Here is an 18777-nt window from a genome sequence, read left to right on the forward strand (position 1 = left end):
TCATGGTTTTACTGTCTCCATTTCTTTCAAGATTGCCTCTGCTGCCGCCCTGGGGTCTTCGGCGGCGCGAATCGGCCGGCCGATGACGAGGTGGCTCGCGCCATTTCGAAGTGCTGCCGCCGGCGTCGCAATGCGGCTCTGGTCATTCACGGCCGAGCCTGCAGGGCGCACGCCCGGCGTCACGATCAGGAAGTCCTCTCCGCAGGCCTCACGGATGAGTGCGGCTTCCTGCGGCGAGGCGACAACGCCGTCGAGGCCCGCCGCTTTCGCGAGCTTCGCGAGGCGCACGACCGCATCCTTGATGGGCAGCGTCTGGCCGACACCGTCCCAGTCTTCCTGATTGATGCTCGTGAGCACCGTGATGGCGATAAGCTTCGGGCAGGGAATCCCCTGCTCCGCCGCTGCCGCATGCAGGCGGTCGGCAGCCGTCTTCATCATCGTGTAGCCGCCGCTCGCATGGACATTGAGGATATCGGCACCGAGGTTCATGAGAGAGCAGAGCCCTCCGGCCACGGTATTCGGGATATCGTGGAGCTTGAGATCGAGGAAGACATGCTTGCCCTCTTCGCGCAGCCAGGTCACGACCTCGCCGCCGACGCTGTAGAAGAGCTCCATGCCGACTTTATAGTATGAAACGCTGTCGCCGAGTTTCGCTACGAGTGCCTTCACATCCTCCATGGTGTGAAAATCGAGCGCGACGATCAGGCGGTCATCTGCTGCTGCCATTCAGCGGCCCCCTTTCAAAAAGCCAGGATTGGCTTTGCCGATGAGCTCATCGATGCTCTTGAGCCCATGATTCTCCAAGTATGCGGCCAGACCGTCACAGATCTCCATCGTGATGGCAGGGTCCGTAAAATTGGCCGTGCCGACGGCTACGGCGCTGGCGCCGGCGAGGAAGAACTCGACGGCGTCCTCGGCACTCGCGATGCCGCCCATGCCGATGATTGGGATGCGTACGGCCTGCGCGACCTGCCAGACCATGCGCACGGCCACCGGCTTGACGCAGGGGCCAGAAAGGCCGCCCGTGACGTTGCCGAGCACCGGCTGGCAGCGCTCGATGTCGATCTGCATGCCGAGCAGCGTGTTGATGAGCGAGATGGCATCTGCCCCCGCCTTCTCAACGGCCCGGGCCATGGCGACGACATCCGTCACGTTCGGCGAGAGCTTGAGGATGACCGGCTTGCCGGTGCTGGCCTTGGCCGACCGCACGACGGCCGAAGCCGCCGCGGGATCCGTGCCGAAGACGATGCCGCCTTCCTTGACATTCGGGCAGGACACGTTGAGCTCAATCGCGGCCACGCCCGGCACATCGAGCAGGCGCGCAAGCTCCCCGTACTCCTCCACCGTGCTGCCCGAGATATTGACGATGACATTCATGCCATACGCGGCAATGCGCGGCAGGGTTTCGTTGAGGAAGGTCGCAACGCCCGGATTCTCGAGGCCGATGCAGTTGAGCATGCCCTGCGGCGTTTCCGTGATGCGCACGCCGTCGTTGCCGCGGCGCGGCTTCAGCGTCGTGCCCTTGACCATGACGCCGCCGAGGCGCGAGAGGTCGACGAAATCCGCGAATTCCTCGCCGAAGCCGAAGGTACCCGAGGCTGTCAGGACCGGGGTCTTCATCTCGATGCCCAAGAGGGTTGTATGCAGGCTTTCATCCATTACAGGAACACCTCCTCTGCCGGGAAGACCGGACCGTCCTTGCAGACCTTCTTGCGCTTGCCTTCCGTCGTGTCAATCGAGCAGGACAGGCAGGCGCCGAGGCCGCAGGCCATGCGCTTTTCGAGCGATACCTCACACGGGATGCCGTGCTCGCGGGCGATGCGCGCAATACCGCGCATCATGACGTCAGGCCCGCAGACGATGATGGCATCGTATTTATGGTCCTCGAGGATCTTGGGCAGGTACTCCGTCGTGAAGCCCTTGAAGCCCAGCGAGCCGTCGTCCGTGGAGATGAACACCTCGCCGCAGAGCTCGTCAAAGAGATCTTTCCAGAAGACTTCTTCCTCGGAGCGGCCGCCGATGAGCACATCGCCTTTCTTCTGCATGGCTGCCGCGTAGTACAGGAGCGGCGAAAGTCCCATGCCGCCGCCGACGATCAGCGGATGTTCGTAGTCCATGTGGAAGCCGTGGCCGAGCGGACCGAGGATGTTGACGACTTCACCGGGCATCAGGGCCGCGAGGGCTTTCGTGCCCTTGCCCACGACGCGGTAGATGAAGGCCACGCTGCCCTTCTTGCGGTCAACGGCAGCCACGCCGACGGGCCGGCGCAGGATGAATTCCCCGAGGGGGATGCGGAGCTGGACGAACTGCCCGGGCTCCGCAGCCTGTGCGACATCCGGTGCCTCGACGACCAGGAAGAACACGCGGGGCGCGAGTTCCTGCTGGGCGAGAATCTTGGCATCTCGAAGCATCTTAGGCAAGGTCATCACCACCGCCCACATAATCCTGGATGGCCAGCGAGTAAACGAGACGACGCTCGCGCATGAAGGTCAGCACGCGCAGGACTTCCCAGGCCGTATCGAGCGAGGTCAGGCAGGCGATGCCATGCTCAACCGTCGCGCGGCGGATGCGGAAGCCGTCCTTGGCGGAATGCTTGCCCTGCGTCAGCGTGTTGATGACCATGTTGATCTTGCCGTTCTTGATCATCTGGATGATGTCGGAGCTGCGCTCATGCACCTTGCCGACGACCTCGGCATCGATGCCCATGGACTGGATGGCTTTCGCCGTGCCTTCCGTGGCGACGATCTCGAAGCCGAGCTCAGAGAAGGCTTTGGCAAGCTGCTTCATCTCTTCCTTGTCCTTGTCGGCAACCGTGAAGAGGATGCAGCCCTTCGTCGGCACATTGATGCCCGAGCCGATGATGGCCTTGTAGAGCGCGCGGGCATAGTGATAATCGATGCCCATGACCTCGCCCGTCGACTTCATCTCCGGTCCGAGTGCGATATCGACATCCGTCATCTTCGCAAACGAGAAGACCGGTGCCTTGACGGCGACGTACGGCTTCGGCGGCACAAGGCCGGAGTGATAGCCGAGCTCCTTGAGCGTGTGCCCCATGGCGATGCGCGTCGCAATGCCCACCATGTCGACATTCGTGACCTTCGAGAGGAACGGCACCGTGCGCGACGAACGCGGGTTGACCTCGATGATGTAGACCTCGCCGTCGACGACGACGAACTGGATATTGAGGAGGCCCTTGACATGGAGTGCCACGGCCAGGCGCTTCGTGTAATCGATGATCGTGTAGATGACCTTCGAGGACAGCGTCTGCGGTGGATAGACGGCGATGGAGTCGCCCGAATGGACGCCCGCGCGCTCGACGTGTTCCATGATGCCCGGGATGACGACATCGACGCCATCGGAGATGCCATCGACCTCGACCTCCGTGCCCTGCATGTAGCGGTCGACGAGGACCGGATGATCCGGCGTGACCTTGACGGCGCGGCTCATGTAGTCGCGCAGCTCTGCCTCGTTGTAGACGATTTCCATGGCGCGGCCGCCGAGCACGTACGACGGGCGAACCATGACCGGATAGCCGATCTTGGCAGCACCCGTGACGGCTTCATCGAGATTCGTGACGCTGATGCCCTGCGGACGCGGGATGTGCGTCTGCGTGAGGACTTCGTCGAAGCGCTCGCGGTCCTCGGCGCGGTCGATATCATCGACGGACGTGCCGAATACCTTGACGCCGGCCTTCTGCAGGGACGCGGCGAGGTTGATGGCCGTCTGGCCGCCGAACTGGACGATGACGCCCTCCGGCTTCTCCTTGTCGATGATGTTGAGCACATCTTCCGTCGTCAGCGGCTCGAAGTAGAGGCGGTCGGAAATATCGAAGTCGGTCGATACCGTCTCCGGGTTGTTGTTGATGATGATGGCTTCGATGCCCATCTCGCGCAGTGCCCAGACGGAATGAACCGAGCAGTAGTCGAACTCGACACCCTGGCCGATGCGGATCGGGCCGGAGCCGAGCACGATGACCTTGCGCGCATTAGATACGCGGACTTCATCTTCCTCGGCGCGGAACGTCGAATAGTAGTACGGCGTCGCCGCCTCGAACTCAGCAGCACACGTATCAACCATCTTATAGGAAGGCAGGATGTTCATCGTCTTGCGCATCGTGCGGACGGCATCCTCCGTCTTGCCCGTGATCTCCGCAATCGAGTGGTCAGCGAGGCCGACGTTCTTGGCCGCGAGCATGAGCTTCGGCGTCAGAGCATCCTTGTCCTTCGCAAGCTCCACCTCGATGTCCGTGATGTTCTTGAGCTTGTTGATGAACCATTTATCAATCTTCGTGATGTCATGGATCTCATCGACCGTGGCCGCGCCGCGGCGCAGGGCCTCGGCGATGACGAAGATGCGTTCATCGTTGATGCGCTCGAGGTTCTTCTTGACACGCGCATCGTCCCACTCGTCCATCTTGTCCATGTGCAGGCGGTTGACGCCGATCTCGAGCGAACGGGCGGCCTTGAGGATGGCACCCTCGAAGCTGCGGTCGATGCTCATGACCTCGCCCGTCGCCTTCATCTGCGTGCCGAGCGTGTGGTCCGCATAGACAAATTTATCGAACGGCCAGCGCGGGAACTTGACGACGCAGTAGTCGAGCGCCGGCTCGAAGCAGGCCTTCGTCTTCTGCGTGACGGCGTTCGTGATTTCATCAAGCGTATAGCCGATGGCGATCTTCGCGGAAACCTTGGCAATCGGATAGCCCGTTGCCTTCGACGCAAGCGCCGAGGAACGGCTGACGCGCGGGTTGACCTCGATGACGTAGTAGCGGTTGCTGTTCGGGTCGAGCGCGTACTGCGCGTTGCAGCCGCCCTCGATGCCGAGCTCGCGGATGATGCGAAGAGATGCACTGCGCAGCATCTGATACTCGTGATCCGTCAGCGTCTGCGACGGCGCCACGACGATGGAATCGCCCGTATGGACGCCGACCGGGTCGAAGTTTTCCATGTTGCAGACGGTGATGCAGTTGTCATTGCCGTCGCGCATGACCTCGTACTCGATTTCCTTCCAGCCGGCCACGCTGCGCTCGATGAGGACCTGGCCGATCATCGAATACGTCAGGCCCTTGATGACGATCTCGACGAGCTCTTCTTCATTCTCGGCGATGCCGCCGCCCGTGCCGCCCATCGTGTAGGCCGGGCGGACGATGACCGGATAGCCGATGGAGTTCGCGAATTCGACAGCCGACGTCACATCCTCGACGATCGTGCTCTCGGGGATCGGTTCGCCGAGCTTCTGCATCGTTTCCTTGAAGAGCTCGCGGTCCTCGGCCTTCTCGATGGCCTTGAGCGGCGTGCCGAGGAGCTCGACGTTGTATTTTTCAAGCACACCCTTCTCGGAGAGCTGCACGGCAAGGTTGAGTCCCGCCTGGCCGCCGAGCGTGGCGAGGAGGCCGTCCGGGCGCTCCTTGGCGATGATTTCCTCGAGGAATTCCACCGTCAGGGGCTCGATGTAGACGCGGTCTGCGATGTGCGTATCCGTCATGATGGTCGCCGGGTTCGAATTGACGAGGACGACCTCAAGACCTTCTTCCTTGAGGGCACGGCAGGCCTGGGAGCCGGCGTAGTCGAATTCTGCCGCCTGGCCGATGATGATGGGGCCTGAGCCGATGACCATTACTTTCTTGAGATTCTCTTTCTTTGGCACGAGTTATTCCCCTTTCTTCAGCATTGCCCAGAATTCGTCGAACAAATACATATTGTCGTCCGGGCCAGGTGCAGCCTCCGGATGGTACTGCACGGAGAAGATCGGCAGCTCGGTGTGGCGCATGCCCTCGACGGTGCCGTCGTTGACATTGATGTGCGTGACCTCGAGCGGCAGACCCTTGAGGGATTCCTCGTCGACGGCAAAGCCGTGGTTCTGCGAGGAAATCTGGACTTTGCCCGTGCGCAGGTCCTTGACCGGCTGATTCGTGCCGCGATGGCCGAACTTGAGCTTGTACGTCTTCGCGCCCATCGCGCGTGCGAGCAGCTGATGGCCGAGGCAGATGCCGAAAATCGGTTTCTTGCCGATGAGCTTCTTGACTTCCTCGACGATCTCCGGCACATCAGCCGGGTCGCCGGGACCGTTTGAAAGGAAGATGCCGTCCGGATTCAGCGCGAGGATATCCTCGGCCTTCGTGTGTGCCGGCACGACCGTGAGCTTGATGCCCATATCGTGCATGGATTTCAGGATGTTGAGCTTGACGCCGAAATCCATTGCGACGACGAACGGCGCATCCTCTTTCTCGCTGTCCATCGTGTAAGCCTCAGGCGTCGTGACTTCCATGACGACATCCTTCTTGATGGGCACGGCGAAGAGCTCGTCGATTTCCGTCTGTGCGGCATCCTCGGGGACGATGATGCCCTTCATGGTGCCGGCGTTGCGGATTTTGCGCGTGACGGCACGCGTATCGACGTTGTAGAGGCACGGCACGCCCTGCTTCGTCAGGAAATCCGCCAGGCTCATCTCGTAATGCCAGTTGCTGCCATGCTCGCAGAGCTCGCCGATAACGAAGCCGTTGACGAAGGACTTGCGGGACTGCATGAAGATATCCGCAATGCCGTAGTTGCCGACGAGCGGATACGTCAGCGTCAGGATCTGGCGGCAGTACGAGGGGTCCGTCAGGCTTTCCTGATAGCCCACCATACCCGTGTTGAAGACAACCTCACCCGTCGCCTTGATATTGTTCAATAATTCGCCATGGAACACGCTGCCGTCTTCCAGGATCAGTTTACCTTTCACTCAAATACACCTCACTGTAGAGCTTAGAGCACTTTGCCATCTTTCATGACGACCTTGCCATCCACGATGGTCATGACGGCCTTGCCCTTGAGCTTGCGGCCGACAAACGGGGAATGACTGCCTCTAGTATAGAACTTCTTGGCATCGACTGTCCAGTCGAGCTCGGGGTCGATGACCGTGACATCGGCATTGGCGCCGACGGAGATCGTGCCGGCATCGAGCTTGAAGGCCTTGGCCGGGCCCCACGTCATCTTCTCGATGATCGTCGGGATGTCGACCCTGCCCGTGTGGCAGAGGTCCGTGAAGAGCACGCCGACAGCCGTCTCCAGTCCCGGGAAACCGCTCGGTGCGTAGATGTACTCGCGGTCCTTCTCTTCCTGTGCATGCGGGGAATGGTCCGTGACGATGGCATCGATCGTGCCGTCCTTGAGGCCCTCGACCATGGCATCGACATCGCTCTGCGTGCGCAGCGGCGGATTCGTCTTCGTCGAGCTGTCGTAGAGGTTGACGCACTCATCCGTCATCGTCAGGTGATGCGGCGTAACCTCCGTCGTGACGCGCACGCCGCGCTTCTTGGCCTGGCGCACGAGATCGACGGAACGGCCCGAGCTGATGTGTGCGACGTGGACGCGCGCACCGGCGTACTCGGCGAGCAGGATATCGCGGGCGACGGCGATATCCTCGGCCACCGTCGGACGGCCCTTCATGCCGAGCATCGCGCTGCGATGGCCCTCGTTCATGACGCCATCCTCGACGAGCGACGGCTCCTCCTCGTGATTGATGATGACTTTATCAAACGTGTGCAGATAATCGTAAGCATTCAAGAGGACCTTGGCCGTCGGGTCGAAATGCCCGTCGTCGGAGAACGCGACGGCGCCGGCTTCCACCATGTCGCCGAGCTCCGCGAGCTCCTGGCCCTTCTGCCCCTTCGTGACGGCGCCGATGATCCTGATGTGGACTTTCGCGACATCCTCGGCGCGCTTCTCGAGGCTGCGCACGATGGCAGCCGTATCGACAACCGGCTTCGTATTCGGCATTGTCGCCACCGTCGTGTAGCCGCCGGCCGCTGCCGCCTTCGAGCCCGACTCGAAATCTTCCTTGGCTTCCTGGCCAGGCTCACGGAAATGGACGTGCATGTCGATGAGGCCCGGCGTGACGAGCTTGCCCGTCACATCAAAGACCTCAGCACCCTCTGCCGTCAGGTCCTGGCCGATGGCCTTGATCTTGCCGTCCTCGATGAGGACATCGGCTACTGCATCGAACTGTTCTGCCGGATTGATGACCCGGCCGCCTTTGAGTATCAGTTTCATTCCTGTTTGCCTCCCGTCAGCGTCAAGGTAAAGAGTGCCATGCGGATTGCCACGCCATTCTGGACTTCCTCCTGAATCGCGGAGTTGTCGCCATAGGCAACGAACGGCGAGATTTCCCAGCCTTTATTCATCGGGCCCGGATGCAGGACGAGCACATCGTCCTTCGCGAGAGCCAGGCGCTCATTGTTGAGGCCGAAGATGCGGGCGTACTCGCGGGTCGTCGGGAAGAGGCCGCCCTTCATGCGCTCGAGCTGGATGCGCAGGACTTCGATGACATCGGCGTCCTTGATGGCATCCTCGATGCGCTCGTGCACGACGATGCCCGGCTCCTCGTAGAGGAAGCGCGGCAGGAGCGTCTTCGGTCCTGCGATGTGGACCTCCATGCCCATCGTGCGCATCGCATAAATATCGGAACGGGCCACGCGGCTGTGGAGCACATCACCGAGGATGGCGACCTTGAGTCCTGCCAGATGACCTTTGTGCTGCTCGATCGTGAAGAGATTCAAGAGGCCCTGCGACGGATGCGCATGGGCGCCGTCACCGGCGTTGAGGATGACCGGGCTCACGACGCGCGACGCATACTCCGCCGCACCCTCCGCCTTGTGGCGCATGACGATGGCATCGACGCCCATGGCCTCGATTGTGTAGAGCGTGTCGCGCAGGCTCTCGCCCTTGACGATGCTCGAGGAACCAGCCGTGATGTTGACGACATCGGCGCCGAGGTACTTGCCGGCGAGCTCGAACGACGTGCGCGTGCGCGTGCTCGGCTCGTAGAACAGCGTTACAATGGATTTGCCGCGCAGCGTCGGCACTTTCTTGATGTCGCGGTGGATGATGTTCTTCATTTCCTTGGCCGTCTCGAGTACGAGGCGGATCTCCTCGGCCGTGAAGTCTGCCAGGCCCAGAATGTTCTTGCCTCGCAAGGATACATTAGTCTTTCCCAAGTCAATCACTCCTTAACTTTCACAGATCCATTGTCTTTTCAGCCACCTATAAGAAAAGGGCTTTCCTATGCGACTGCATAAGAAAGCCCCTGGCTTTACGTAAACTTATGACGTTACTCTATTGGCTCCCTTTATACGCATCGCGGTACGCATCTTAAAAAGGCAATGATTCTCTTTTGGGCAGCTCTCGTCTGCCTTGTTGTACCTCATTATATCGTAAAACCTTCCCATGTGCAAGCGCCTGACGCCGCGGATTTCTCCGGCAAAAACGAAATGCGTCTGCTGCGTTGGCCTCAGATGTTGAACGGCATGAAGAGCTTGCGCAGATAGTTGCGTCCCTTCGTCATGACCTTGATGACAGGCTCCATCGCCTTCGGCTGGCGGATGACAAGCTGCAGGACCTTGCGGCGCAGCTGACGGTAATCGGCATCGAAATCCGAGAGGACTTCCTCCATCTCCTTCTCCACCGAAACCGACGGGATGTTCGACTGGATGATCTCCGACGCGCGCCCCGTGATCTTGGCGAGATCACCACGGAACGGGATGTACACCTCGATGCCGAGCTCCTTCTGGATGCGTCCCTTGAGTGCTTCCTGCGCCGGCGCCTCGCCGTGGACGATGAAGATCTTCGCGGGCTTTGGCGACTGGATATGGCTGAGCCAGTCCATGATCTGATTGGCATCGGCATGCGCCGAGAAGCCGTCGAGCATCTTGATCTGTGCCTTGACGGCGATTTCCTCACCGAGCACGCGCACGCGCTTGATGCCGTCAACGAGCCGGCGGCCAAGGCTCCCTTCCGCCTGATAGCCGACGAAGAGGATCGTCGACTCCGGGCGCCAGAGATTGTGCTTGAGATGATGCAGGATACGGCCGGCATCCGCCATGCCCGAAGCCGAGAGGATGATGGCCGAGCCTTCCGAGCTGTTGAGCGCGCGGGATTCCTCGGCCGTCTCACAGATGCGGACCTGCGGGAACGTCGGGATCTTGCCGCTCGTCAGGAACGGCTTGATGGATGTCTCATCGAAATCCTGGAAATTCTTGAGGAAGACACGCGTCGCGGCGATGGCCAGCGGGCTGTCAAGGATGATCGGGATATCGGGGTCAAGCCTGCCCTCTTTGCTGAGCCGGTAGAAATAATAGAGCAGCGTCTGCGTGCGGCCGACGGCGAACGACGGGATGATGAGGTTGCCGCCGCGGTCCATCGTGTCGTTGATGATCTCGAGCAGCGCGCTCTCCTTGTCGTAGATCTGGTGCAGTCGGTCGCCGTACGTCGACTCGACGAGCACGAAATCGGCGCCGTCGACGTAGGTCGGATCCTTGATGATCGGCTGATTCGGCTGGCCGAGGTCGCCGGAGAAGACAATCTTCGTGTCCTTCCCGTCCTCGTGGACGAAGACCTCGAGAAGTGCCGAGCCAAGGATGTGGCCGGCATCGCGGAAAATGACGCTCAGGTGTTCGGAAAGTTTGAGCTCCTGGTTGTACGGCACGGCCGTGAAGCGCTTGAGGGCTTCGGCCGCATCGTCAAGATCGTAGAGCGGCTGGATGGGTTCATCGCCGCGGCGGCGTCCCTTGCGGTTCTGGAGCTCGGCATCCGATTCCTGGATGTGCGCGGAATCCGGCAGCATGATCTGCGCGAGATCACACGTCGATTTCGTCGCGTAGACCATGCCCTTGAAGCCTTCGTGCACGAGCTTCGGCACGAGGCCGCAGTGGTCGACGTGCGCATGCGTCAGCAGCACGCCGTCAATATCGCCAGGATTGAATGAGAATCCCTCGTAATTGAGCTCACGGATGCGCTTGGAGCCCTGGAACATACCGCAGTCGATGAGGTACCGGTCTTCTCCCGTTTCAAGCAGATAGCAGGAGCCCGTAACCGTATGGGCAGCGCCCAAGAATTCGAGTCTCATATGCAATACCTCCTTTTTACTTCCATTTATATAGGTAATATTCTGACTCTTGCTGCTGGAATCCTCTTTTTTCTTTGCGATTTTCTTTTTTTATGATTTCTTGTTCAAAAAAAACTCCTGTGCATGGAAATTCCACGTACAGGAGTCTTGACTGACGATATGTTATTCCTCGCCGATGATGCGGACCTCGGGATGAAGCTCGACACCATGTGCGGCAAAGACGCGTTTCTGAACCTCATGGATGACGCCGAGCACATCGGCCGCCGTCGCATTGTCCACGTTGACGACGAAGCCTGCATGCTTCGTCGAAACCTCAGCCCCGCCGACGCGCAGGCCCTTGAGGCCCGTCTGGTCGATGAGCGTGCCGGCAAAATAGCCTTTCGGCCGCTTGAACGTACTGCCGGCACTCGGCATCTCGAGCGGCTGCTTGCTCTCGCGGCGCTGCGTAAAGTCCGCGATCTTCTCGTCGATGGCTTTCTTGTCCCCCGGCTGCAGCAGGAGTTCCACCTCGCAGATGGCCTCGCCGTTGTCCTGGAAGGCGCTGTGCCGGTAGCCGAGTTCGAGCTCCTCGCGGCTGTAGGTTTGGAGCTTGCCCGCGCGGTCAACCGTGCGCACGGCATACGCGACGTTCTTCATCTCGCCGTCATAGGCACCGGCATTCATGAAGATGGCGCCGCCGATGCTGCCCGGGATGCCGCAGGCGAACTCAAGTCCCGTGAGGGCGTTGCGCGCGGCAACCTCTGACACATCCTTGAGCAGCGCGCCGGCGCCCGCGATGATCTTCGTATCCTCGCAGCGGATGTAAGCCATCGGACGCGCGAACTTGACGACGACGCCGCGGATGCCCTTGTCGCGCACGAGCACATTCGAGCCGTTGCCGAGGATCGTCAGCGGCAGCTGGTACTTCTTGACGAGCGCGAGCACCTTCTCCGTCTCCTCGAGTGAAGCCGGGAAGATCAGGCAGTCCGCCGGGCCGCCAATCTTGAACGTCGTATGGAGTTTCATCGGTTCATCAAGGCGGAAGCGATTGGCCTCGAGGAAGCCCTGGCATTCCGTCACAAAAGCTTTATCAATCATCAAGCAGTCATTCCTATCCATTTTATATATACAGGATCAAATATGCAGTCCCGGACCCGCTTCCGCCAAGTTGGCGAAGTCGAGCTGGCGCATTGCCTCATAGGCCACGATGGCTACGGAATTCGAGAGGTTCAGCGAGCGCGCTTCCGAGATCATCGGGATGCGCACGCAGTGATCCCAGTTCTCCTTGAGCAGCGTCTCGGGGATACCGGCCGTTTCCTTGCCAAACACCAGCATATCGTCCATCGTGTACGAAACCTCGGTGTACGAACGCGGCGCCTTCGTCGAACAGAAGTAGAAGTTGTGTCCGGCGTACATGGCTGCGACCTCGGCAAAGTTCTCGTGGTAATGCACCTTGACGAGATGCCAGTAGTCGAGGCCGGCGCGCTTGAGGTACTTGTCATCCGTCGAGAAGCCCAGCGGCTTGACGAGATGAAGCTCGATGCCCGTCGCAGCACAAAGGCGGGCGATGTTCCCCGTATTGCCGGGGATCTCAGGTTCTATCAGTACAATATGCAATGGTTCCTACACCTCGTATCCATCTTTTTGTGACCTACTCATTATAGCGAATGTCGCTTGAAAATACAAGGCCGTCCGTAAAAACCGGTCCAGCGATTCCTTTATTTCAGGTACCGGTCAAGCACCATCATGCGACTGCCAGATGGTGTGCGTCAAAAGATCCATGCAGGACACGCGTCCCTTCTTAAGAAAACTGCCTGTATCCATGAGGATAACGTGTTGCCGGCAAAGGATCTGCGGCACGGGCGGGTAGCCGATGAGCTGCACGGGCGTATGCCCCATCACGAGCACAGCGTCGCCCGTATAGAGCTCCGGCTTCGCAGCCAGCACGCGCGACCAGAGCAGGTCATCCTTCTTCTGCTCATCGAGCGGAATTTGCGGGTCGATGCTGGCATGCGAAAAGAAATACGTCTGTCCCTTCCACTCTTTCCGGCAGGAAAGCGGCATCCGGCGGATGGCGGCGAGCCAGGCCCGGTGGAAAGCCAGCGGGTCTTCCTGCGCCTGAATCTCCCCATACGTCTCATAGCCGCCGTTATCCTCCCAGAGCAGCTGCGCACTGCACGCAGACATATCGTACGTCATGGCGCCGCCAAGATCGGATTCCGTCTGTGCGGCGCCGTCCGCGTACATCGCTTCGTGATTCCCGCGCAAAAACGTCATGCCCGGCTGCCCCTCGTGTGCCATGACCCACTTCATCATCGGCGCGTTCTGCTTCCCGCGGTCGGTATAATCGCCGAGGAAGACGATCTCATCCTCCTGCGGCCGGAACTGCACGGCCTCCCATACCTCCTGAAACCGGTCGAATCTGCCATGAATATCCCCCATAGCCAGCAAGCGTTTCATCAGACATCACCCCCTCGCGAGAAAAGGGCTTGCCGGAGAGTGCCAGACAAGCCCTGTGTTCACTTAAACAAATCCAGGATACTGAACGTTGTTTTCTTGTAAATCTTGTTCTTGATGGCCCGTTCCGGATCTTTGAGGAGCCCCATGCCCTTCCGTCCATACCCCGGGATCAGGGCGCGCTTGACCGCGCGTTTCGCCCGCCCCGTCGTCCTGGCCTTGACCATCTTGCTGAGTGACGGTGTCTGCATACCGATTTTCATAGTGCATTCCTCCTCGCGTACAGCTTTTCTCATATATGATTTTATTCCAGTAAAGCCGTCTGGACTGCCCCCATGCCCAAAGCGGTCTTAATGCCGACTCCTGCAAAGGGAGCAAAAATCGTCAGTAATGTCAGGATGCGGCAAATCGCATCCGTGCCGCCAAAACGCAGCGTCACATTGCCTTGAAAACCTGTAATGCGCTGACGCTCCAGCGAAAAAACTGCCGAATGCAGCTGGTAGCGTACAATAGCCGCTTGTGCCGTCAATTTTTCGACCAGATTATCTTCTTCCAGACGGATATGCGGGCAAAGGGCATTCCAGCGCATCAATAAACTTTGCAGAATGAGCCGGACATCCGGGAACAGGACATATCGCCCATCCCGCTTAAAGCTTGTCGGCGACAAAAAGGAGAACATGGCACCATGCGGAACGGTTTCAGCACAAAATGCTATATCCGCCAAGTCATCAAACGAGCACGCTTGGACGCAGCAAATCTCGCCAAGATGAACGTCATATCCCTTTTGATGCAAAGCAATTGCACCGCCTTCCTCCAAGCCGAAGAGCAGGGCTTGTGCGACGTGGTCCGACATGGTCCCCAGCCGCCAGATTGGCCCTTTATCCCGGTCAAAAAAAACGCACTGACTATAGGGCCGCAAGCTTTCCTGATGGAGCCTCCCGGCCAGCTCCGACGGCAAACGCTCCATCAATGCTCCATGAAAAACAGACCCCATTGAAGGATGAATGCGTTCTCCTTTCGGCAGGAACAATGGTATCTCAAACAATCTCAGCATCCTGTCATCTCCTCGAACCGGCAGAGTCCCAATATCCATGTTTTCTGTCCTGCTTTCGCTACTTTGAGTGTCCGTGGCGACATAAACTTATCCAGCTTGACATGGTTATGCATGGGCTTACGGCTGCGGGAAAACGCCATATCCAGATAATGAGAAATAAACCGTTTCGCTTCCCTTTCGTCTGGAGCCAGCGCACGTACCAATGTCTTGCTCAAAAAGCCAGTCCCCCCGCCCAGCAAAACATCTGCCATCTCTGCTTCACAGAAGATATTCGCGTTCACATGACCAAAAACCTTCTTTTCTGCCAGCAGCGTATCCTGCGTATAAGCGTGCAAGGTATGCATGAGTTCCTCAAGCGAAGAAATTCCAATCGTCTGCAGCATGGGAAAATCTGCCGTAATCGAAACATGCAGTTTCGTCCCCGCCGGGATACACTCACGGAAAATCGGCAGGAATTTCTCTTTAGGCTGAGGATAACCTGCCTGCATGGACTCATCTATTTTCTGCAGGATGATGGTTTTCTTGGCATCCGTTGAAGCGTCGCTGATGCGCAAGCCACGCAAGGCAGAATTCACCGCATCATGCGCAGTATGCGTTACATCCAAGGCATGCAGAATCTGCTGCTCCAGCAGGCGAATTTCATCGCCGATTTTCCGTTTGGTATAACGAGGATTTTCAAAATCAAGCGAGCGCAGCTGCCCCCATATCCCGGCAAAATGCGCTGGATGCTGCTCGATTGCCTGCCAGAGGATTGCCGTACGCAAGGCCCCCTTGATGGTGCTGCCAGGAATATATAGGCGTCCATCCGGCAGCATTACCTGCTGGGCAATATCATTGAGGTGATTTTTTCCATTGATGATTTTATCTTTGGCCACAGTCACACGACGTTTGGATAATGCGCGAATTTCTTCTGCCGCAACACCATGACAAAACAGCCAGTCCCAGAGGTATTGTCCGCGGAAATTTCCCTTGCCCGCCAATGCCCGTGCCGTGATGTTTATGTACTCTGCAAAATCATCCATGAGTCCTTTTTCATACAGAAAGGCAATCCATTTCTTTTCGTCCAGAAATAGAACTTGCTGCTGATGGTCATCATAAACATATTCATATGCTTTGAGCGTTATTCCATTCCCGATATGAACGGGCGCCATACATGTGAGTTCATATTCTTTCCGCACAAGATTCACGTTCTCACCTCATCATCTCGCTATCCCTGCATAAAGGCCGTACCCGCACCGCAGAACCGGATGGCCTCCATGCGTTCCCAAAGAAACCATTTGACCGTTGATGCGCGTCCGGAAACAGGAACCAGCTTCAATCAGGCAAATGCTGTTCTTTTTCTCTGCAAAGGAAGCATCCGTCACGAATCCTCCGGCACGGCGCAGCCGGTATGCCCCTCGGCAGACCAAATCCAACTCGGATTCCTCGGGAATGACAGAAGAAAGTGCCATCTGCCAGGAAGACTGCTTCCCCTGCAGCAAATGGTACAGCGCAGCATCATCAGCCCCACAGATTTCATAATCCTCCAGCTGGATGCTGTCATCTGCCATATGAAACTTGCCATAACCAGAACTGCGTTTGCCGCCCAGCCCAGACAATCCGACAAAAGTCAGGATATTTGCAAAGAAAGCCGCATCCTCTTCCTGCTCCGCTGCCAGAATGACATATAATCCGGATGAATTGTCGAAGATGAAGGAATCGACAAAGTACGGCAGAGACTCTTCTTCCCGACAGTTCACACGCTGACGAAGGACCTCCTGCCCAAAGGTATTCTCCTCAATAAATGAGCTGCCTTCCAGGGCAGCCTTTATATATGCCGCCATACGGCTGGCCCGTATATAACCGATTTTCTTCTGCTGCTTCCAGACCGAAGCCATATGGCAGACGGATGCATACGACATTGACGAACAGTCCGCAGACTTCACCGGCAAAATGGGGCGTGGCAGATAAAAATACAGTTCTCCGTTGCTTGTTTCCTGCCATGGCAAAAGATCCGAAAAACGAAGCTGCCTCTTCTGTACCTTATCCAGAAAAGCGCGGGCGGATACGGTTTCATCCGCATGATACATCTCAGCCAGCAAAGCTGAAAACAAGGCATCCGAAGACAGAGTAAACCGCGTATGTTCCAAGCCGCCGCCACATTCAGCCGTGCCGAAATGAACCGGCGCATCGAAGCGCAGCGGATAAAGAAAATAATTCATGACTCACACAAATCCTCCTGCAGCATAGTCTCAATTGTTTTCATCAAGGCCTTGTCCGGCTTTGCATCGAGAACAAAGTGCTTCGCGCCAATGTCATGAATGGAAACCCGGCCATAGCCGCGCGAACCATGACCACCCAGATAATCCATCTGCAAAAGCCGCAGTCCATTCCGAAGGGTTTTCATGTCTTCAAGTATTTCATCATCGCGTTCAATGTTGTATACGAGGCGAAAAGAAAATTCTGCGCCAGCCGGGACACGCTCAATCTGACGCGGATTGGCCGTAGCCGTGAGACGGTCGATGGAATTCTCAAACTTGATTTCACCAATATACGTATCAAGTTCCAGATTTTCCAGATACTGCACCGAGGATTCAGTCAACGGTAAATCAAAAAACTGGAGACGGGAAGGCCTGCCACTGTTACTGCCTTTCGCTGCCGCTCCAAAGAGCCGGGCAATCCCCTCCGGGTCTTGATCGATGGGATTCAAGATATAGCCTGAAGCCATGCTTTTAGCCAATAACGTGCGAATCTTGCCCTTAAGCGAACTTCCCGGTATAATCGGCTGTTTGGTCAACGGGTCACGGACAAATGGACTGTCTACAGCACCGATTGGGGCAAAAGCAGAAGCTCCGCCAATATGAAGGCCACTCTCCAGCTTCAATGTGGCACGCAAATCAATCTTCCCTTTGAGTACGCCCTGCGTCTGCTGTTCCATGTTCATCTCTCCTTTCCGCCATAAAATCTATGATAAGCAACCAGGGCTTCCACAAAGTGTGCAAAATCCTGATACCGGTTGAAATCACGTCCAATTGCATCGATGCGCGCAAAGAGATCTGCTTTCTCAATAAAATTCCTTACTTCTTTTTCTTGTTTTTCTTTGTCACGGCCAGCCTGATAGGCAAGACGCACCTTCAGGTATTTGACTTCAGCAGCCAGGTCATCCGGCAGTTCCTTGCTCTCACTATGCTTCATATGCCAGACATCGATTTTATTCGTCACCATATTGACAGCCGTCAAGAACTTGCGAATCTGATTTGTCTTAAGTCGCAAAATCATCATGTCATTTTCTCCTCGTTTTGGAACACGCATGCTTGTAATGACACGTTCCGCTTCTGCAGCGATATCCGGGATGGCCGGCTTCCTTGCTTCTTTCATCGTGACGTTTCCCCTTTCTCGCGCAATCCATACAGGATTAATTCTGTTGCGGTCAGCAGTTCCCGCCGGTCCTTCACCTGACGATACCACGTATAAAGCGTTCGACGTACTTCCTCATACGTCTTCCGGCGATTCTCGCTTGCTCGTGATCCCGGATCCATACGTGCCAAAAGATAGGCAAATCGTGCCAGCTGAATGGATCCCTCTGTGCTCAACAGTGTCAGCAATCGGTATAAGCCAGCTTTGCTGAAAGACAACCGGCTTGTATCGTTATCATGCTCAGCAGCAAAACAGAAATGAGTCTGCAGAAAGTGTAGCTTTTCACCACATACACGCTCGATGAAATCCTGCCATGGATACGTTTCTACGCGCATGGCATCATCCGAAATGCCAAACAAAGAAAGGCTGTCCTTCCCGGGCATTGCCTTGGCCGCATCTTCCAGCCGGCCGGCCTGACGGGCCATATCTGCCACAGGGTGACGGCTTTTGAACAATCCAACACCCGCTGAAAAATGCAGCTTGCCGCCCGTGAACCGTTGAAAGGCCCGATAGAGATCGACGGCCAGTTCCAGGATGTCATCCCAGCTGCCAACGAGGAAAATATCATCACCACCGGAATAGATGATATGAACCTTCCTGGCTTCTTTCTTCGGCGTGTGGAACAAGGAAAATTTCACATGATCCTGCTCGCCAATGCCATTAACTTCGCCACGGCAAAGCGCATTAATGTCATGCTTGAAAAAGAGGGAGAGCTGCCGCGACAACGCGGCCATGCGCGTCAATGTCGTATAGCGATCCGGGAATCCCGCCAGGAAGGCCGCCCCCAAATTATCTACATCTGCACGCAGGACACCAAGACGCGAGATACCGCCGGAAGGCGACAGTCCAGAAGATAATGCAGAAAGCGTCTCAAACTCCAAAACGTGTCCATGCTCATCGCGCATCGTATAATCGCCAAGCCAGAGATGTGTCGCCAGGCGTTCGCCGGTGAGTGTCTTGTTCTTGACAGCAGTTTACAGCTTTTTGAAGCACAATAAAATCGCATA

General features: G+C 57.4%; 18 protein-coding genes. All 18 read right to left on the minus strand.

Going from position 1 to position 18777, the window contains the following annotated elements; all coding sequences use genetic code 11:
- Positions 1–726, minus strand: coding sequence for an orotidine-5'-phosphate decarboxylase (gene pyrF / locus DWX75_RS06070; protein ID WP_118015437.1), 726 nt, complete (start codon positions 724–726; stop codon positions 1–3).
- Positions 727–1659, minus strand: coding sequence for a dihydroorotate dehydrogenase (locus DWX75_RS06075; protein ID WP_118015438.1), 933 nt, complete (start codon positions 1657–1659; stop codon positions 727–729). It abuts the gene before it with no gap.
- A complete protein-coding gene (locus DWX75_RS06080; protein ID WP_118015439.1) occupies positions 1659–2426 on the minus strand; it encodes a dihydroorotate dehydrogenase electron transfer subunit in 768 nt (255 codons plus the stop codon). The genes DWX75_RS06075 and DWX75_RS06080 overlap by 1 nt, the downstream gene beginning before the upstream one ends.
- On the minus strand, positions 2413–5646 hold the full coding sequence (gene carB / locus DWX75_RS06085) for a carbamoyl-phosphate synthase large subunit (RefSeq protein ID WP_118015440.1): 3234 nt from the start codon (positions 5644–5646) through the stop codon (positions 2413–2415). Before carB ends, DWX75_RS06080 begins: the two co-directional genes overlap by 14 nt.
- A 3-nt stretch (positions 5647–5649) precedes the next feature.
- On the minus strand, positions 5650–6723 hold the full coding sequence (gene carA, locus DWX75_RS06090) for a glutamine-hydrolyzing carbamoyl-phosphate synthase small subunit (protein ID WP_118015441.1): 1074 nt from the start codon (positions 6721–6723) through the stop codon (positions 5650–5652).
- Positions 6724–6746: 23 nt separating this feature from the next.
- Positions 6747–8033, minus strand: a complete 1287-nt coding sequence (locus DWX75_RS06095; protein ID WP_118015442.1) for a dihydroorotase — start codon at positions 8031–8033, stop codon at positions 6747–6749.
- Complete coding sequence (locus tag DWX75_RS06100; RefSeq protein ID WP_118015443.1) at positions 8030–8977, minus strand: aspartate carbamoyltransferase catalytic subunit; 948 nt, start codon at positions 8975–8977, stop codon at positions 8030–8032. Before DWX75_RS06100 ends, DWX75_RS06095 begins: the two co-directional genes overlap by 4 nt.
- A gap of 293 nt (positions 8978–9270) precedes the next feature.
- The gene (locus DWX75_RS06105; RefSeq protein WP_118015444.1) at positions 9271–10884 is read right to left on the minus strand and encodes an MBL fold metallo-hydrolase RNA specificity domain-containing protein; all 1614 of its coding nucleotides are present in this window, start codon (positions 10882–10884) and stop codon (positions 9271–9273) included.
- A gap of 162 nt (positions 10885–11046) precedes the next feature.
- Positions 11047–11961: a UDP-N-acetylmuramate dehydrogenase gene (gene murB / locus DWX75_RS06110; protein ID WP_118015445.1), complete on the minus strand. Its 915-nt coding sequence runs from the start codon at positions 11959–11961 to the stop codon at positions 11047–11049.
- A gap of 36 nt (positions 11962–11997) precedes the next feature.
- Positions 11998–12480: a tRNA (uridine(34)/cytosine(34)/5-carboxymethylaminomethyluridine(34)-2'-O)-methyltransferase TrmL gene (gene trmL, locus DWX75_RS06115; protein WP_118015446.1), complete on the minus strand. Its 483-nt coding sequence runs from the start codon at positions 12478–12480 to the stop codon at positions 11998–12000.
- A 117-nt stretch (positions 12481–12597) separates the two neighbouring features.
- A complete protein-coding gene (locus DWX75_RS06120; RefSeq protein ID WP_118015447.1) occupies positions 12598–13323 on the minus strand; it encodes a metallophosphoesterase in 726 nt (241 codons plus the stop codon).
- 59 nt (positions 13324–13382) lie between these two features.
- Positions 13383–13583 carry a hypothetical protein gene (locus DWX75_RS06125; protein ID WP_118015448.1) on the minus strand — a complete coding sequence of 67 codons (201 nt, stop codon included), beginning with the start codon at positions 13581–13583 and terminating at the stop codon, positions 13383–13385.
- A gap of 41 nt (positions 13584–13624) precedes the next feature.
- Positions 13625–14374, minus strand: coding sequence for a CRISPR system precrRNA processing endoribonuclease RAMP protein Cas6 (gene cas6, locus DWX75_RS06130; RefSeq protein ID WP_118015449.1), 750 nt, complete (start codon positions 14372–14374; stop codon positions 13625–13627).
- A complete protein-coding gene (gene csm5 / locus DWX75_RS06135; protein ID WP_118015450.1) occupies positions 14368–15561 on the minus strand; it encodes a type III-A CRISPR-associated RAMP protein Csm5 in 1194 nt (397 codons plus the stop codon). The genes cas6 and csm5 overlap by 7 nt, the downstream gene beginning before the upstream one ends.
- Before the next feature lie 12 nt (positions 15562–15573).
- Positions 15574–16575, minus strand: coding sequence for a CRISPR-associated protein Csm4 (locus DWX75_RS06140; protein WP_118015451.1), 1002 nt, complete (start codon positions 16573–16575; stop codon positions 15574–15576).
- Positions 16572–17291, minus strand: coding sequence for a type III-A CRISPR-associated RAMP protein Csm3 (gene csm3, locus DWX75_RS06145; RefSeq protein WP_118015452.1), 720 nt, complete (start codon positions 17289–17291; stop codon positions 16572–16574). Before csm3 ends, DWX75_RS06140 begins: the two co-directional genes overlap by 4 nt.
- 2 nt (positions 17292–17293) lie before the next feature.
- Positions 17294–17731 carry a type III-A CRISPR-associated protein Csm2 gene (csm2, locus tag DWX75_RS06150; RefSeq protein ID WP_118015453.1) on the minus strand — a complete coding sequence of 146 codons (438 nt, stop codon included), beginning with the start codon at positions 17729–17731 and terminating at the stop codon, positions 17294–17296.
- A complete protein-coding gene (locus tag DWX75_RS06155; RefSeq protein WP_147671540.1) occupies positions 17728–18651 on the minus strand; it encodes a hypothetical protein in 924 nt (307 codons plus the stop codon). Before DWX75_RS06155 ends, csm2 begins: the two co-directional genes overlap by 4 nt.
- Between the last annotated feature and the right edge of the window lie 126 nt (positions 18652–18777).

Origin of the sequence: Mitsuokella sp. AF21-1AC, from assembly GCF_003458855.1 — a bacterium.
Lineage (GTDB): Bacteria > Bacillota > Negativicutes > Selenomonadales > Selenomonadaceae > Mitsuokella.

Coding starts and splice junctions, on each gene's coding strand:
- DWX75_RS06140 (WP_118015451.1), bottom strand. CDS start 16,575: ATGAATTATTTTCTTTATCCGCTGCGCTTCGATGCGCCGGTTCATTTC.
- csm2 (WP_118015453.1), bottom strand. CDS start 17,731: ATGAAAGAAGCAAGGAAGCCGGCCATCCCGGATATCGCTGCAGAAGCG.
- DWX75_RS06105 (WP_118015444.1), bottom strand. CDS start 10,884: ATGAGACTCGAATTCTTGGGCGCTGCCCATACGGTTACGGGCTCCTGC.
- DWX75_RS06080 (WP_118015439.1), bottom strand. CDS start 2,426: ATGACCTTGCCTAAGATGCTTCGAGATGCCAAGATTCTCGCCCAGCAG.
- DWX75_RS06125 (WP_118015448.1), bottom strand. CDS start 13,583: ATGAAAATCGGTATGCAGACACCGTCACTCAGCAAGATGGTCAAGGCC.
- csm3 (WP_118015452.1), bottom strand. CDS start 17,291: ATGGAACAGCAGACGCAGGGCGTACTCAAAGGGAAGATTGATTTGCGT.
- murB (WP_118015445.1), bottom strand. CDS start 11,961: ATGATTGATAAAGCTTTTGTGACGGAATGCCAGGGCTTCCTCGAGGCC.
- DWX75_RS06075 (WP_118015438.1), bottom strand. CDS start 1,659: ATGGATGAAAGCCTGCATACAACCCTCTTGGGCATCGAGATGAAGACC.
- cas6 (WP_118015449.1), bottom strand. CDS start 14,374: ATGCTGAGATTGTTTGAGATACCATTGTTCCTGCCGAAAGGAGAACGC.
- DWX75_RS06095 (WP_118015442.1), bottom strand. CDS start 8,033: ATGAAACTGATACTCAAAGGCGGCCGGGTCATCAATCCGGCAGAACAG.
- DWX75_RS06120 (WP_118015447.1), bottom strand. CDS start 13,323: ATGAAACGCTTGCTGGCTATGGGGGATATTCATGGCAGATTCGACCGG.
- pyrF (WP_118015437.1), bottom strand. CDS start 726: ATGGCAGCAGCAGATGACCGCCTGATCGTCGCGCTCGATTTTCACACC.